The sequence below is a fragment of the Pseudomonas frederiksbergensis genome (assembly GCF_000802155.2).
Lineage (GTDB): Bacteria > Pseudomonadota > Gammaproteobacteria > Pseudomonadales > Pseudomonadaceae > Aquipseudomonas > Aquipseudomonas frederiksbergensis_A.
Window position 1 is genome coordinate 117,945 of the sequence record NZ_JQGJ02000003.1, and the last position, 16,126, is coordinate 134,070.

The 16,126-nt window shown below is 62.0% G+C and carries 13 protein-coding genes; 9 read left to right on the forward strand and 4 right to left on the reverse strand.

Annotation, left to right across the window (positions count from 1 at the left end; translation table 11 throughout):
• Window positions 1-6 precede the first annotated feature (6 nt).
• On the forward strand, window positions 7-2,184 hold the full coding sequence (locus JZ00_RS06510; protein ID WP_039590679.1) for a malate synthase G: 2,178 nt from the start codon (window positions 7-9) through the stop codon (window positions 2,182-2,184).
• Between the two features lie 195 nt (window positions 2,185-2,379).
• Here the strand turns inward: JZ00_RS06510 and JZ00_RS06515 are convergent, their stop codons facing one another.
• Window positions 2,380-2,826, reverse strand: a complete 447-nt coding sequence (locus JZ00_RS06515; protein WP_039590678.1) for a response regulator — start codon at window positions 2,824-2,826, stop codon at window positions 2,380-2,382.
• A gap of 253 nt (window positions 2,827-3,079) precedes the next feature.
• Here JZ00_RS06515 and JZ00_RS06520 point away from each other — a divergent pair, with 253 nt between their 5' ends.
• The 8 genes from JZ00_RS06520 to JZ00_RS06555 all read left to right on the forward strand — a co-directional run bounded on the left by JZ00_RS06520 (window position 3,080) and on the right by JZ00_RS06555 (window position 12,245).
• Complete coding sequence (locus JZ00_RS06520) at window positions 3,080-5,020, forward strand: putative nucleotidyltransferase substrate binding domain-containing protein (RefSeq protein WP_039590676.1); 1,941 nt, start codon at window positions 3,080-3,082, stop codon at window positions 5,018-5,020.
• Complete coding sequence (locus JZ00_RS06525; RefSeq protein ID WP_039590674.1) at window positions 5,017-5,724, forward strand: 3'-5' exonuclease; 708 nt, start codon at window positions 5,017-5,019, stop codon at window positions 5,722-5,724. Before JZ00_RS06520 ends, JZ00_RS06525 begins: the two co-directional genes overlap by 4 nt.
• Before the next feature lie 139 nt (window positions 5,725-5,863).
• Window positions 5,864-6,382 (forward strand): RNA polymerase sigma factor, encoded by a 519-nt coding sequence (locus JZ00_RS06530; protein WP_039590672.1) that lies wholly within the window; start codon window positions 5,864-5,866, stop codon window positions 6,380-6,382.
• On the forward strand, window positions 6,379-7,359 hold the full coding sequence (locus JZ00_RS06535) for a FecR domain-containing protein (protein WP_039590670.1): 981 nt from the start codon (window positions 6,379-6,381) through the stop codon (window positions 7,357-7,359). The genes JZ00_RS06530 and JZ00_RS06535 overlap by 4 nt, the downstream gene beginning before the upstream one ends.
• A gap of 176 nt (window positions 7,360-7,535) precedes the next feature.
• Window positions 7,536-9,974 carry a TonB-dependent siderophore receptor gene (locus JZ00_RS06540; RefSeq protein WP_039590668.1) on the forward strand — a complete coding sequence of 813 codons (2,439 nt, stop codon included), beginning with the start codon at window positions 7,536-7,538 and terminating at the stop codon, window positions 9,972-9,974.
• A 236-nt stretch (window positions 9,975-10,210) separates the two neighbouring features.
• Window positions 10,211-11,341, forward strand: coding sequence for a PepSY-associated TM helix domain-containing protein (locus JZ00_RS06545; protein WP_039590666.1), 1,131 nt, complete (start codon window positions 10,211-10,213; stop codon window positions 11,339-11,341).
• Complete coding sequence (locus tag JZ00_RS06550) at window positions 11,338-11,517, forward strand: hypothetical protein (protein ID WP_039590664.1); 180 nt, start codon at window positions 11,338-11,340, stop codon at window positions 11,515-11,517. The genes JZ00_RS06545 and JZ00_RS06550 overlap by 4 nt, the downstream gene beginning before the upstream one ends.
• 98 nt (window positions 11,518-11,615) lie before the next feature.
• The gene (locus tag JZ00_RS06555) at window positions 11,616-12,245 is read left to right on the forward strand and encodes a glutathione S-transferase (RefSeq protein WP_039590662.1); all 630 of its coding nucleotides are present in this window, start codon (window positions 11,616-11,618) and stop codon (window positions 12,243-12,245) included.
• A 194-nt stretch (window positions 12,246-12,439) separates the two neighbouring features.
• On the opposite strand, the gene creD is transcribed toward JZ00_RS06555, so the two are convergent.
• From creD to creB, 3 genes are all read right to left on the reverse strand, one after another.
• A complete protein-coding gene (creD, locus tag JZ00_RS06560) occupies window positions 12,440-13,813 on the reverse strand; it encodes a cell envelope integrity protein CreD (RefSeq protein ID WP_039590661.1) in 1,374 nt (457 codons plus the stop codon).
• Between the two features lie 170 nt (window positions 13,814-13,983).
• Complete coding sequence (creC, locus tag JZ00_RS06565; protein WP_039590660.1) at window positions 13,984-15,402, reverse strand: two-component system sensor histidine kinase CreC; 1,419 nt, start codon at window positions 15,400-15,402, stop codon at window positions 13,984-13,986.
• Window positions 15,402-16,082, reverse strand: coding sequence for a two-component system response regulator CreB (gene creB / locus JZ00_RS06570; protein ID WP_039590659.1), 681 nt, complete (start codon window positions 16,080-16,082; stop codon window positions 15,402-15,404). The genes creC and creB overlap by 1 nt, the downstream gene beginning before the upstream one ends.
• Window positions 16,083-16,126: the final 44 nt, after the last annotated feature.

Sequence of the window (16,126 nt, forward strand, 5' to 3'; positions counted from 1 at the left end):
CAAGCAATGACTGAACACGTTCAAGTCGGTGGCCTGCAGGTCGCCAAAGTCCTGTTCGACTTCGTGAATAACGAAGCCATTCCCGGAACCGGCCTCACCGCCGACGCATTCTGGGCCGGTGCCGACAAGGTCATCCATGACCTGGCGCCGAAGAACAAAGCCCTACTCGCCAAACGCGACGACTTCCAGGCACGGATCGACGCCTGGCACCAGGCCCGTGCCGGCCAGGCCCACGATGCCGTGGCTTACAAAGCCTTCCTGCAAGACATTGGATACCTGCTGCCAGAAGCGGCGGACTTCCAGGCCACGACCCAAAACGTCGATGACGAAATCGCCCGCATGGCCGGCCCGCAACTGGTGGTGCCGGTGATGAACGCCCGCTTCGCCCTCAACGCCTCCAATGCCCGCTGGGGTTCGTTGTACGACGCGTTGTACGGCACCGATGCCATCAGCGAAGCCGACGGCGCGGAAAAAGGCAAAGGCTACAACAAGGTCCGTGGCGACAAGGTCATCGCCTTCGCCCGCGCCTTCCTCGACGAAGCCGCGCCGCTGGCGGCCGGCTCCCACGTGGACTCCACGGCCTACAAAATCGTCGACGGCAAGCTGGTGGTCACCCTCAAGGGCGGCAGCAACAGCGGCCTGCGTGACGATGCCCAGTTGATCGGCTTCCAGGGCGATGCCTCGGCACCGACCACCGTACTGTTGAAACACAACGGCCTGCACTTCGAAATCCAGATCGATGCCAGCACCCCGGTCGGCCAGACCGACGCCGCCGGTGTCAAAGACATCCTGATGGAAGCCGCGCTGACCACCATCATGGACTGCGAAGACTCGGTCGCCGCCGTCGATGCCGATGACAAAGTGGTGATCTACCGCAACTGGCTCGGCCTGATGAAAGGCGACCTGGCTGAAGAAGTCGCCAAGGGCGGCCAGACATTCACCCGCACCATGAATCCTGACCGCGTCTACACCGCCGTCGACGGTTCGAGCGTGACCCTGCACGGCCGCTCACTGCTATTCGTGCGCAACGTTGGCCACCTGATGACCATCGATGCGATCCTGGACAAGGACGGCAACGAGGTGCCGGAAGGCATTCTCGACGGCCTGATTACCAGCCTCGCGGCGATCCACAGCCTCAACGGCAACACCAGCCGTCGCAACAGCCGCACCGGCTCGGTGTACATCGTCAAGCCGAAGATGCACGGCCCGGAAGAAGCCGCGTTCACCAACGAGCTGTTCGGTCGCGTCGAAGACGTGCTGAACCTGCCGCGCAACACCCTCAAGGTCGGGATCATGGACGAGGAGCGCCGCACCACGGTCAACCTCAAGGCCTGCATCAAGGCCGCCAGCGAGCGCGTGGTGTTCATCAACACAGGCTTCCTCGACCGTACCGGTGACGAGATCCACACGTCCATGGAAGCCGGCCCGATGGTGCGCAAGGCGGACATGAAAGCCGAGAAGTGGATCGGCGCGTATGAAAACTGGAACGTCGACATCGGCCTGAGCACAGGCCTGCAAGGCCGCGCGCAAATCGGCAAGGGCATGTGGGCGATGCCGGACCTGATGGCGGCGATGCTGGAGCAGAAGATCGCTCACCCGATGGCCGGCGCCAACACCGCCTGGGTGCCGTCACCGACTGCCGCGGCGCTGCACGCGCTGCATTACCACAAGGTCGATGTGTTCGCCCGCCAAGCCGAACTGGCCAAGCGCGCCCGCGCGTCGGTGGACGACATCCTGAGCATCCCTCTGGCGGTCAACCCAAACTGGACGCCGGAGCAAATCAAGAACGAACTGGACAACAACGCCCAGGGCATTCTCGGCTACGTGGTGCGCTGGATCGACCAGGGCGTCGGCTGCTCCAAGGTTCCGGACATCAACGACATCGGCTTGATGGAAGACCGTGCGACGCTGCGTATCTCCAGCCAGCACATCGCCAACTGGCTGCGCCACGGCATCGTCACCCAGGAGCAGGTGATGGAAAGCCTCAAGCGCATGGCACCGGTGGTGGATCGCCAGAACGCCAGCGACCCGCTGTACCGCCCTCTGGCACCGGACTTCGACAGCAACATCGCCTTCCAGGCGGCGGTCGAACTGGTGATCGAAGGCACGAAGCAGCCGAACGGCTACACCGAGCCAGTACTGCACCGCCGCCGTCGCGAGTTCAAGGCAGCCAATGGGTTGTGATTGAGCGGTAGACAGCGCACCACGAAAAAAGCCCTGGTCGAAAGACCAGGGCTTTTTCATTTGCAATATCCGACTGCTTTTGTGGCGTGGGAGCTTGCTCCCGCTGGGGTGCGCAGCAGCCCTTCTTTCCGCTATTTCGAAACCTCACCAGCGGACTTGCGACTGCTGCGCAGTCGAGCAGGAGCAAAAAGCGGCCTAAAGGTCCATCCCCAACTCATGCTTGACCAACCCCAGCAGCTTATCGGTATCGATCGGCTTGAGCAGGAAATCCACTACGCTCAGGTGCATGGCTTCGATGGCGTCCTTCACGTCGGCGTCACCCGATACGATGATGATCGGCAGCGCGGCACGCTCGGACTCACGCACCAGGCGAACCAGCTCCAGGCCATCGACATGCCCCATGCGCAAGTCGGTAATCAGTAGGCCGATCGACGGCTTGGTTTCCAGCATCTTGAGCGCCGTTTCGCCACTGGCGGCGGTCATGCAGTGAATCCCGTCCAATGCCAGGATTTCCGACAACAGCTCACGAGCGTCCTTGTCATCGTCGACGATCAGGACGCGCTGCGGCGGCAGGTCAGGTTCAAGCATGACGGCACTCAGCGCCTCGCGCTCGGCGTCACTCAAAATATCGTGGTCGGACATGATGCTCTCTAAAGTTCTTGAATCGATCCCCTGGCACAGTGGTCAGACATCGTTCTGCGGCGCTTCAATGTGCACTTCGTCGGATTTTTTTCCAAGGGCCTTCCAAGAAGAATTTTCCGAGGCTAGGCGTAGGATATTTCTGTAGTTCCGGCCTTGTTGCGCCGACCTAGACTTACGTCCAATGGGCACTCCACGTTCAGAGGCCGACCATGGCGAAGAGATCCGACCACAACAATTCGAAAAAGATTGCGCAATGGTTATGAAAAAAGCGGACGCCTTCATCCAGGCAGGGAAAACCGCGGTGTTGCAGAACATCCAGGGGACGTTGCAATTCCTCCAGCGCTTCCCCCCGTTCAACCAAATGGAAAACGCCCACCTGGCCTATCTGGTGGAGCAATGCCTGCTGCGCTTCTATGGGCCGGGTGAAACGATCATCAAGCCGGCCGACGGCCCGGTAGAGCACTTCTATATCGTCAAGCAGGGCCGCGTGGTGGGCGAGCGCCCCCATTCGGCGAAGGGCGGCACCGAGACCACCTTTGAAATCACCACCGGCGAATGCTTTCCTCTCGCCGCCCTGCTGGGGGAGCGAGCTACCCGCACGGAGCACCGGGCCGGTGAAGATACGTTCTGCCTGCAATTGAACAAAGTGGCGTTCATCAAGCTGTTTGCCTTGTCCGGGCCGTTTCGCGACTTTGCCTTGCGCGGCGTCAGCAGCCTGCTCGACCAGGTCAACCAGCAAGTGCAGCAGAAATCCGCCCAGACGTTGGGTACGCAGTATTCGCTCAACACCCGCCTGGGCGAACTGGCGATGCGTCATCCGGTCAGTTGCTCCCCTGAAACGCCGTTGCGCGAAGCCGTCAAGCTGATGCACGAGCAACAGGTCGGCAGCATCGTGGTGGTGAATGAGCAGAAAGCGCCGTTAGGGATTTTCACCCTGCGCGACCTGCGGCACGTCGTGGCCGATGGTACTGGGGATTTTTCCGAGCCAATTGCGATGCACATGACCCAGGCGCCGTTTTTCCTTTCGCCGGACCACAGCGCCTTCGATGCCGCCATTGCCATGACCGAGCGCCACATCGCCCATGTCTGCCTGGTCAAGGAGCATCGCCTGTGTGGTGTTGTCTCGGAGCGGGATCTGTTTTCCCTGCAACGCGTGGACCTGGTGCACCTGGCGCGGACAATTCGCAATGCGCCACGGGTGGAAAACCTGGTCACCCTGCGCGGGGAAATCGGCCAATTGGTGGAGCGCATGCTGGCCCACGGCGCGTCGTCGACCCAGATCACCCATATCATCACCCTGCTCAACGACCACACCGTCTGCCGTGTCATCGAACTGACCCTGGCCGACAAGGGAGACCCGGGCGTGCCGTTCAGTTGGCTGTGTTTCGGCAGCGAAGGCCGCCGCGAGCAGACCCTGCACACCGACCAGGACAACGGCATCCTGTTCGAAGCCCGGGACGCCGCCCACGCTGCACAGATCCGTGGCCTGCTGCTGCCCATCGCCCAACAGATCAACCAGAGCCTGGCCCTGTGCGGCTTCACGTTGTGCAAAGGCAACATCATGGCCGGCAACCCCGAACTGTGCCTGTCCCGTGCCGAATGGGCGCGGCGCTTTGCGGCCTTCATCCGCGAGGCGACGCCGGAAAACCTGCTGGGCTCAAGCATCTATTTCGACCTTCGGGTGGTCTGGGGGGACGAGCAAGGCTGCGAGCAACTGCGCCAACAGATTCTCGATCAAGTGGCCGACAATCGCTTGTTCCAGCGCATGATGGCCGAGAACGCCCTTCGCCATCGCCCGCCCGTTGGGCGTTTCAGGGATTTCGTGCTCAGCCGCAAGAACGGCGAAAAAGCCACGCTCGACCTGAAAGTCCAAGGGCTGACGCCTTTCGTGGACGGGGCGCGTTTGTTGGCCCTGGCCAATGGCATCGAAGCCAACAACACCCTCGAACGCCTGCGACAACTGGTTGTCAAGGAAGTCATCGAACCGCTGGATGGCGCGGCTTATGAAGAGGCCTATCACTTCATCCAGCAGACCCGGATGCAACAACATCAGTTGCAGACCCGGGAAAACCTGCCTTACTCCAACCGAGTCGACCCGGACAGCCTCAACCACCTCGACCGGCGGATCCTGCGCGAGTCCCTGCGCCAGGCCCAACGCCTGCAAAGCAGCCTGACGTTGAGGTATCAACTGTGAGCCTGTTTTCCTGGCTGCGCCCGATCCAGCCGACGTTGCCCGAGGCTTTGCAACAACGCCTGGAAGCCCTGCCCGTAGCGGCCCAACTGACTGAATGCAGCCTGCGGGAACAGCGTTGGGTCGTGGTCGACCTGGAAACCACCGGCCTGAACCTGAACAAAGACCAAGTGTTGTCCATCGGTGCAGTGGTCATAGAAGACGGCGCCATCGACTTCAGCCAGCAGTTCGAGCGGACCTTGCAATGCGACAAGCAAAAGCTCGGGCCGAGCGTGTTGATCCATGGCCTGGCGCCAAGCGCCATCGCCGCCGGCAGCGACCCGGCCGAGGCCCTGTTGGCGTTCATGGAATTTGTCGGCGACAGCCCGCTGCTGGCGTTCCATGCGCCTTTCGACAGCCACATGCTCGGACGAGCATTGAAGGAATACCTGGGCTATCGCTTGCAGCATCCCTTCCTCGACGTAGCCGACCTCGCTCCGATGCTTTGCCCCCAGGCCCATATCCGCCAGGCGGGCCTGGACGACTGGATCGACTGGTTCAAGTTGCAAGTCTTCGACCGCCACAACGCCAGCGCCGACGCCCTGGCCACGGCGGAACTGGCGCTGATCCTGTTCAGCCGCGCCCGCCAGAAGGACATCCACAGTCCGCTGGATTTGCAACAACGCCTCGGGCATTGGAAACGGCGGCAGCAGGCGCCTTCGCTTTAATCCAAGCCCCGAGCACTCGGGGCCCGCTCCCTCGGAAGTATTGAGTTACTGGTCCCCGACCAGCGCCAATTGCTTTCCTTCCCCCGCCTCTGCCACAATCGCGAACAATTCTCGTTACTTAAAACATCGGTGATGCTTCGTGTCGTCAGTCCCCAGTCCCCACAGTGACCTGGTTGGTGCGTTGTACCGTGACCATCGCGGCTGGCTATTGGCATGGCTACGGCGCAACGTGGCCTGTGCGCAACGGGCCGAGGACCTTAGCCAGGACACTTTCGTGCGGCTGCTGGGTCGCGAGGAGTTAAAGGCGCCCCGCGAGCCCCGGGCGTTCCTGGTGGCGATCGCCAAGGGGCTGTTGTTCGATTACTTCCGTCGGGCCGCCTTGGAGCAGGCCTACCTCACCGAGCTGATGCTGGTCCCTGCAGACGAACAGCCGTCGGTGGAAGCGCAACAACTGATTCTCGAAGACCTGAAGAACATCGATCGCCTGCTTGGAAAGTTGTCCAGCAAGGCCCGGGCAGCCTTCCTCTATAACCGCCTCGACGGCCTCGGCCACGCTGAAATCGCCGAGCGCCTGGGGGTTTCAGTCCCGCGGGTACGGCAATACCTGGCCCAAGGCATGCGGCAATGCTACATCGCGCTTTATGGTGAACCGACATGAGTGCGGCGCTTGGCAAACCGGTTTCGGCCCGCGTCCTGGACGCGGCCATCGCCTGGCAACTGTCCCTGGACTCTGGCTGCGGCGGTCCTCACGAGCGCGAAGCCTTCGCCCAATGGCACGCCGCCGATGAGGAACACGCCCGCGCCTGGCAACAACTGGGCATGCTCGACCAGCGCTTCAGCATCGCCAGCGGGCCTGCCCGGGCCGCGTTGCTGCAATCAAAGGCCAGCATTCGTCGACGGGTGCGCAAGGTCGGCAGCGGCCTGGCCAGTATCGTCGCGGTCATCGGCCTGGCGCTGTTCGCTGGCGATCGTTACCTGCCGCTGGATTATTGGCTGGCCGACCAGCGCACCGCCACGGGCGAACAGCGCACGTTGCGCCTGGCGGACGGGACTTTGATCAACCTCAACACCCACAGCGCGCTGGACGTGCGTTTCGACGACAAGCAGCGGCGTATCGTCCTGCAGGAAGGCGAGATCCTGGTGGAAACCGGCCACAACGATCCGCGCCCTTTTATCGTCGAGACGCGCGAAGGCAGCATGCGCGCCTTGGGCACGCGTTTCCTGGTCAAGCTAGAAGATCAGGGCACACGCTTGAGCGTATTGAAATCCGCAGTGGCGGCGCATCCGCAGCGCAGCGATGAAGAACAGATCCTGCGGGAAGGCCAGCAAGTGCTGATGCGCCGGGATGGACTCGGGCCGACCTTGGCCTTGAACCCCGGCGCCGATGCCTGGACCCGCGGCATGCTGGTGGTGGATAACGCGCGCCTTGAAGACCTGGTCCAAGAGCTGGGACGCTACCGGCGTGGTTATCTGGGCGTCGAGCCCCAAGTGGCCGACTTGCGGATTACCGGCAGCTTTCCATTGCACGACACCGACCTGGCACTGGCCGCCCTTCTGCCGACCTTGCCGGTGCAGGTCGAACATCACACGCGCTGGTGGGTGATGGTGGGGCCTCGGGCTGAAGCCAAGCCCTGAAGCATATTGTTGTCAATGATGGCCTCATTGCGAGCTTGCTTGCGATGGGGCCATTCGCCCCCACAAAGCCACCGGCCGCAATCTGAATCTAAATTATTTTCATCAAGCCCTATCACATTTCGGATTTCATCCGGCACACAGGCAATTGAGAAATATTTCCATTCAGGAGCCGCCGTATGTCCCGCCCGCTTGAGACCCTGTTGCGCCCCAGCCTGTTGGCCGTTGCCATTGCCCTGGCTACTCCGTTGGCCTGCGGTCCGTTGCTTGCCGCCGAACAGGCATCCGCCGTTCGCGTCTACAATCTGCCCGCCGCACCATTGGCCGGCACCCTGAACCAGATCGCCAGCCAGGCAGGTCTCGCCCTGAGCCTGAATCCGTCCCTGGCGTCGGGCAAGACCTCGGCCCCGGTCCAAGGCCAATTCGATGCCACTGGTGCGTTGCGTGAAGCCTTGCGCGGCACCGGCCTGCAACTGGAGCAAAGCAGCGCCGGCACCTACAGCCTGGTGGCCGTGCCGGAAGGTGTGATGGTCCTGCCGGAAACCAGCGTGATCGGCGCGGGCATCAGCGAAACCGCGTGGGGGCCGACCGATGGCTACGCGGTCACCCGCACCGCCGCCGGCACCAAGACCGATACGCCGATCGTCGAGCTGCCCCGCTCGGTCTCGGTGGTCACGCGCCAGCAGATGGAAGACCGCTCGGTGCTCAACCTCAATGACGCGCTGCGCTACACCGCCGGCGTGCAGAGCAGCGGTTACGGTTCAGATTCCCGCAACGACTGGCTGCTGGTGCGCGGCTTCGTTCCCACTCAATTCCTTGATGGCCTGCCGCTGCCCAAGGGCAACTACGTCACGCCGAAAATCGAGCCCTGGAACCTCGAACGCATCGCCGTGCTTCGCGGCCCGGCCTCCTCGGTCTACGGCCAGACGCCACCCGGCGGCATGCTCGACATGGTCAGCCGCCGTCCACAGGCTGAAAGCAGCAATGAAGTTGAATTGCAGGCGGGCAGCAACGAACACAAGCAGATCAACTTCGACAGCACCGGCAAGGTCGATGACGAAGGCCAGTTCCTGTACCGACTCAGCGGCACCGTGCGCGACAGTAACGCCCAGGTCGATCACATCCCCGACAAGCGCTACAACATCGCCCCCAGCGTGACCTGGAATATCAACGACGACACCCGCCTGACCTTCCTGTCGCAATACACCCGCGACGACACCGGCATCACCGGGCAATTCCTGCCGCTGCAAGGCACCAAGCTGTCTTCGCCAGCGGGCAAGATTTCCCATCACAAGAACCTGGGTGATCCGGACTGGGAATTCTACGACCGCACCTACTACGCACTCGGTTACGCGTTTGAGCACCGTCTGAACGACACCTGGCAGTTCCGCCAGAACCTGCGCTATACCAAGAGCGACCTGGAAACCCAAGGCATCTCCGCCGGCGGCCAATTCTGGCCGGATGGCCCGGATCAATCGGTGGACGCCAACGGCAACGTCAAGCGCAGCGCCAGCGTCATCGACGAGGACATCAGCCAGTTCGCCGTGGATAACAATTTCCAGGCCGACTTCCAGACCGGCGTTCTGAACCACACGCTGCTGCTGGGCCTGGATCACCAGCGCTCCAACAGCAACTCGCGCTGGGATTGGGGTTCGACGGGCGTGCCGACCAGCAACATCAACAACCCGACCTACGGACAGGATTTTTCCAACGTCCAGTACTTCACGATGTACGACTACAACCAGAAGACCAACCAGACCGGCCTGTACTTCCAGGACCAGATCGCCTTGGACAACTGGCGCCTGACCCTCGGCGGCCGTGAGGACTGGATCCACACCGGCACCGTGTTCCACAACCAGAACGACGCGACCAACACCCAGCGCGACAAAAAATTCAGCGGCAACGCCGCATTGAGCTACGTGTTCGATAACGGGGTGACGCCGTATATCTCCTTCGCCCAGTCGTTCCAGGCGGCGGCAGGTTCAACCGTCAACAGCACCGAAGCGTTCAAGCCCACCGAAGGCGAACAGTACGAAGCCGGTATCAAGTATCAACCGCCCGGCACCAAGACCTTGCTCACCGCTGCGGTGTTCGACCTGACCCAGAAAAACAACTCCGTCACCGAAAACAACGTCACCCGCCAAGTCGGTGAAGTCCAAGTCCGCGGCCTGGAGCTGGAAGCGTCCGGCAATGTCACCGATAACCTGAAACTCGTCGGCTCCTACACCTACACCGACAGCGAAATCACCAAAGGCACCGCCGCCGAAGAAGGCAAGCGCATGGCCCAGGTGCCGCGCAACCAGGCCACCGCATGGGCCGACTACACCTGGCACAACGGCCCCCTGGACGGGTTCGGCGTGGGGGCCGGCGTGCGCTATGTCGGCGACACCTATGGCAACACCACCAATACCGATTGGGGCCACGTCAGTTCCTACACCGTGTACGACGCCTCGGCCCATTACGACCTGGGCCGCCTGAACAAAACGCTCAAGGGCGTCACGGTGGCCGTGGATGCGAAGAACATCTTCAACAAGGACTACCTGTCCACCTGCGATGGCTTCTATTGCTACTACGGCGACCAACGCAACGTCGTCGCCAGCGTGAATTACAAATGGTAAACGGTTAGCATTTGCGCAAACCTATTGAGGGTGCTCAGTTGGCAAGGCTGTTCAAGTAAGGAAAAACCATGGCGAGGGAGCTTGCTCCCGCTGGGCCGGGCCGACGCTTCGGGCGTAGCAGCCCCAAAAGCTTGGGATCGCTGCGCAATCCAGCGGGAGCACGCTCCCTCGCCACAATGGCTATCCCCAATGAACAGCGATATAGCCCCAGTGCCCCTCTCGCATTCGGATCGATCATGAAAAGCAAAACCATCCGCCGCTGGTCCTTCGTCCACACCTGGACCAGCCTGATCTGCACGGTGTTCCTGCTGATGCTGGCGATCACCGGGCTGCCGTTGATTTTCCATCATGAAATCGAGCACCTGCTGGGCGATGCGCCAGAGCTGCGGGAAATGCCGGCCGGCACGCCGCCGCTGGACCTTGCGCAGCTGGTGGAAAAAGCCAAGGCCCATCGTCCGGGCGAGGTGGTCCAGTATTTTGGCTGGGACGAGGATGACCCCAACGGCATCATCACCATCATGGCGCCGACGCCGGGCACCGAACCCAATTCCTCCCACACGTTCATGCTCGATGCGCGCACCGGCGAAGCCCTGGAAATGCCCTCGGCCAACGGCGGTTTCATGATGGTCATGCTGCGCCTGCACGTCGACATGTTCGCCGGTTTGCCGGGCAAATTGCTGCTGGCGTTCATGGGTTTCCTGTTCGTGATCGCCATCGTCTCCGGCGTGGTGTTGTACTTGCCATTCATGCGCCGCTTGAAGTTCGCCACGGTGCGCCAGGACAAATCCACGCGGCTGCGCTGGCTCGACCTGCACAACCTGATCGGCGTGGTCACGCTGGTGTGGGCATTGACCGTCGGCGTTACCGGTGTGATCGCCGCTTGCGCCGACCTGATCATCGCCGCATGGCGCAACGACAGTCTCAGCGCCATGGTCGAGCCCTATCGCAACGCGCCGCCATTGACCGAACTGGCGCCGGCAACCCGCTTGCTGGACATCGCCAAGGACGTCGCGCCAGGCATGGAACCAAGCTTCATCGCATTCCCTGGCACGCTGTTCTCCAGCGAACACCATTACAGCGTGTTCATGAAAGGCAGCACCCATCTGACTTCTCATCTGCTGACACCGGTGCTGATCGACGCCAGCACCCTGGACGTTACCGCCGTGGCCGAACGGCCGTGGTACATGGACATGATGAGCCTGTCCCTGCCCTTGCATTTCGGCGATTACGGTGGCCGGCCGATGCAGATTTTCTGGGCGACCCTGGACATCCTGACCATCATCGTCCTGGGCAGTGGTGTTTATCTGTGGGTCGTTCGGCGTAAGGCCGCCAAGCGCGCAACCGTCGGCGCGGAGGTCGCTCCGTGAGGCCTCGGCAGTCGAGTTTCTGGAAGGTGTTTGGTATTCCCGTGGTCATTGGCGCGTTGAGCGCGGCGGGGCTGTTTTCGGCGTTGTTGGGCGATGGCGCGTGGGATGCGGTGAGTTGGGTTGGATTGGGAATCCCGACGGTGCTGGGGACCTGGGGCTTGGTCAAGCGAGGATAGCCCCAGCCACGCTAGGGTTCACCACTCAACCGAGCACTCGCCAGCCGTCCCGCAACTGACTAGTCTAAGCCCTGCCCGCCCAATCGAGGATGCCCCGCATGTCCACACCCAGCATGACCCTGTTCCATAACCCTGCTTCGCCTTTCGTCCGCAAGGTCCTGGTGCTGCTGCACGAAACCGGCCAGCAGGACCGCGTGGCGCTGCAACTGAGTCAACTTACGCCGGTCAAGCCGGACCGGGCGCTGATCGATGACAACCCCTTGAGCAAGATCCCGGCCCTGCGGCTGGCCAACGGGACGGTGATCCATGACAGCCGCGTCATCCTCGACTACCTCGATCACCAGCACGTCGGCAATCCGCTGATCCCACGTGAGGGCGCGGCTCGCTGGCGGCGCTTGACCCTGGCCTCGCTCGCCGACGGGATCATGGACGCGGCGGTGATGATCCGCTATGAGACCGCGCTACGTCCTGCGGAAAAACACTGGGCCGAATGGCTCGATGCGCAACGGGACAAGATTCGTCGCGCCGTGGGCATGCTCGAAGCCGAGGCGATTGCCGAACTGGCCAGCCATTTCGACGTCGCCTCCATCAGCGTCGCCTGCGCCCTGGGTTACCTGGACCTGCGCCATCCCGACCTGGAATGGCGCAAGGCCAACCCCCAATTGGCGAAGTGGTTTGCCGAGGTGAGCTTGCGGCCTTCAATGGTCGAGACGGTGCCCAGGGTTTAGTTCTGTATTGGCTGCACCGACCTCTTCGCGAGCAAGCCCGCTTCTACAATCACTGGGCAATACCTGTAGGAGCGGACTTGCTCCGGACGGCGTCCGACGAATGGGCCAGCTCGGTTTCGAAGCAAACAACCCAGCAATCAGCGCCACCAACCGCTCCCCTTCACGCTGGTCCTCCCGCAACCCCAACAACCGACTCATTTCACCTCTCCCAGATCAAAGCTCATCGCCGCCGCAGGCTTCGCGCCCACCCCGTACCAGTCCAGCTTGCGGGTCAGCACCATGAACACGCCGAGCAGGCCGAACAGCAACAGCGAGCCCATCAACAGCGCGTAGTCTTCAGCATTCAGCAGGCCATAGAGCAAGCCGTACAACCCCGCCAACCCGGCTGAAAACCCCAGGCCGTGGCTGACGCTGCGCAGCACGTGGCAGACATAAAAACCGATCAACACCACGCAGGCACCGGCCGACGCCAGGTACGCCAGGGTGAAGCCGATGTGTTCCGACAACGACAACAGCAGCAAGTAGAAGAAGGCCAGGGCCACGCCCACCAGTGCGTATTGGACCGGGTGCACCGCCAGGCTCTTGAGCACTTCGAAGAGGAAGAACCCGGCGAAGGTCAGCGCGATGAACAGCAGCGCATATTTGATCGCCCGATCGCTCTTGAGGTATTGGTCCACCGGATCGACAAAACTCACGCCGAATGCACGACTGCGGAACGCTTCGCAGCCATCCCTGGGCTCGCACGCTTGCAGCGTTTCCAAGAGGTTGGTGGAGAAAAACGAGGTCTGCCAATCGGCACTGAAGCCCTGTTCATTGATTTCGCGATCGACCGGCAGGTAGTTGCCGATGAAGCTGGGGTGCGGCCAGTCGGCGGACAAGTGCACCTTGGTGGACTTGCCCACCGGCAGGATCTGCAGCTCACCGGTGCCTTGCAGGCGCAGGTCGAAACCGAAGGTCAGTTCCGGACTGCCTTGGGCAGTGATCATCGGCAGCGGCACATGTACGCCCTGCCCCAGCCAGCCAAGCCGTGAGCCGGGAAGAAAATCGACGGTCTGCTGGTTCAGCGTCAGGGTCAACGCATTCTCGATGCCGCGAATGTCGCTGATGCCGACGCTCAGGTACGGCTCGTCAAAGCGATAGTCGGCAAAGTCCTTCGCCGCGACGCCGTAGCGCTCCGGCACCTTGAAGCGCCCGTCGATTCGATTGTCGGCGTGGAACAAGCGCGCTTCGTAGATCCCCCGGGCACGGGTTTCGGTGCGGACCTGGCCGTCGAGTTCGAATTGCTCCGGCAAGAAGTACAACTCGCCACTTCGTTCGACGGTTTCCAGGAAACGCACGCCCGTCTTTTCGTTGGTATTCCAAACCTTCACGTCCTTGCGAAACGGCACGACGATCATCGGCCCGATCAGTTGCTGGCTGTGGCTGGAGCTGCGGGCAATGTCCTGCAGCACCCCATCGCGCAGTTCCTGGCGTTCATCGATAAGGCCGCTGATCATCAACAGCGGGATCATCAGCAAGAGGATCAAGAGGGCAATCATGCCCAGTTTTATAGCGAGACTGCGGTTCATGTGAGGCTCTCCCTGTTCGAATGGGGAAGAGTCTGGCGTGGCTGTGTGGGAGGTTTATGGGCGGAATGTGGAGATTGTGTGGAGATGGCGGCCCGTTCGCGAGCAATCCCGCTTCCACACTTGTGCTGACCTGTGGGAACGGGCTTGCTCGCGAAGGCCGCGCCTCGGTCTCAAGGCAACCGCAGCACCACTTCCACGCCACCTTCGACATTGCCGATGCTGAACGCCCCGCCATGCAACTGCACCACTTCCTCGACGAAGTTCAGCCCAAGGCCGGTGCTCTTGCGTCCGGTGCCTGGGCGCGGCAGTGAGTAAAAGCGCTCGCTCAGGCGCGGCAAGGCATAGTCGGGAATCGGCTCGGCCTGGTTGAACAGGCGGATTTCGACGAGGTTGCCGAGGCGCTCGGCGCTGATGCGCAGCAATCCTCCGGCGGGCGTGAAGTCCAAGGCGTTTTCCAACAGGTTGCCCAAAGCCTGGCGCAGCAAGAACGCCTCTCCCGTCAGCGTCAGGTCAGGCGCCATGTGCCGCTCGATCCGCAACTGACGATGTTCGATCCAGCCGCCGCGTGCCTCCAGCAGCTCTTCCATCATCGCCACCACCGGCACCGTCACTACGTCTTCCAGGCCTTGGCGCTGCTCGACTTGCGCCAGGTTGAGCAAACGCTCGATCAACTGCTGCATCCGCACGCTTTCGCTGTCGATGTTACTGACGAAACGCTGGCGCTGGGCGGTGGGCATGTCGCTCTGCAGCAGCTCGGCGGCGCCGCGGATCGCGGCCAGCGGACTTTTGAGCTCATGGGTCAGGGTGTGCACATAACGCTCGACGTACGCCTTGCCCTCAAGCTGGGTGCGCATGTGCTCCACCGCACCCGCCAATTGCTCGAATTCGCCGCCGCGATAATGAGGCACTTCCACCCGACGGCCCTGGCTGACCGCCTGGGCATAAGCCGTCAAGCGCCGCAATGCCGCGCTCAGCCACCATGAAAGCAGCGCGCCCAATAACAGGCCCAGCCCGATCAGACCGGCTCCGTAGGCGAGCAAACGCCGCTCCGTGCGGTCGATGTAAGGCTGCAACGAGCTGTTGGGCTTGGCCACCGTCACCACGCCGATGATTCGTCCGTTGTCGCGGATCGGCGCCCCGACGTGCATCACCGAAGAGGCCGGGTCGTCTGGATCGCTGCGGGTCGAGCGGGCGCCGTAGTGGCCGCGCAGGGTCAGGTAGACGTCGTTCCAGCGCGAATAATCCTGGCCCACCGCCACGCCACTGGAGTCCAGCACCACAATCCCTTTGCCATCGGTGACGTAGATGCGATGGCTGACCTGGTTTTTCGGCAGGCCCCAGATCGTCGCCGCCGGCTGGCGCTCGCCATAGGATTCGAGCAACTGCGGCCACCGGTTCTGGCTAAGCGTCCCGGCCTTGAAATCGTCCCGCAGGATCTCGGCCATCAGGTTGGCCGTATCCACCAGGGTTTCCTCGGTGGACTGGCGCACACCGGGGCGGATTTCCTCCATGACCGTGTTGAGCACGAAATACCCGGCCAAGCCAATAAACAGCACATAGGCAAGGAAGATGCGAATACCCAGGGACATCAACTATGCCCCGGGCTGTAGCTGTAGCCGAGGCCGCGGTGGGTCTGGATCGGTTCGGCCTCGGCCCGGACCAGGCGCAACTTAGCGCGCAGGCTCTTGATGTGACTGTCGACAGTGCGCTCGTAACCGGCGTCGCTGGCTACGCCGAGGGCATCGAGCAACTGTTCGCGGCTGAAGACCCGTTCGGGCTGCTCAAGCAAACAGTTCAACAACCGGAATTCGTGGCGAGTGAGGTTCAGCGGTTTGCCGCGGTAGCTGATCTGCACGCGATCATGGTCGACCTGGAACAACGCCGTGCCTGTCTCGGCGATCGGTCGCGGTGCCACTCGCTTGAGGATGGCGCGGACCCTGGCGGCCACTTCGCGCGGACTGAAGGGCTTGACCACATAATCGTCGGCGCCAATCTCCAGGCCTACCACCCGATCGATCTCGCCATCCCGAGCTGTAAGAAAAATGACCGGAACGTCGCTGAAACGTCTGATATTTTTACACGTCTCAAAACCGCTGATATCCGGCAGGCCTACATCGAGGATGATCAAGTCCGCAGGGGTATTTTTCTGGTGCTCAAGGGCAGCTGCGCCAAGGCTCAGCCAAGTGGTGTCAAAGCCCTCGCCCTGCAGCGCGAATACCAGCGTATCGGCGATGGCGGCTTCGTCTTCGACAATCAGAATATGAGGCATGGCGTCCGAGCCCGACAGGAAAGTTGCCGGAACGGTGCCCCAAG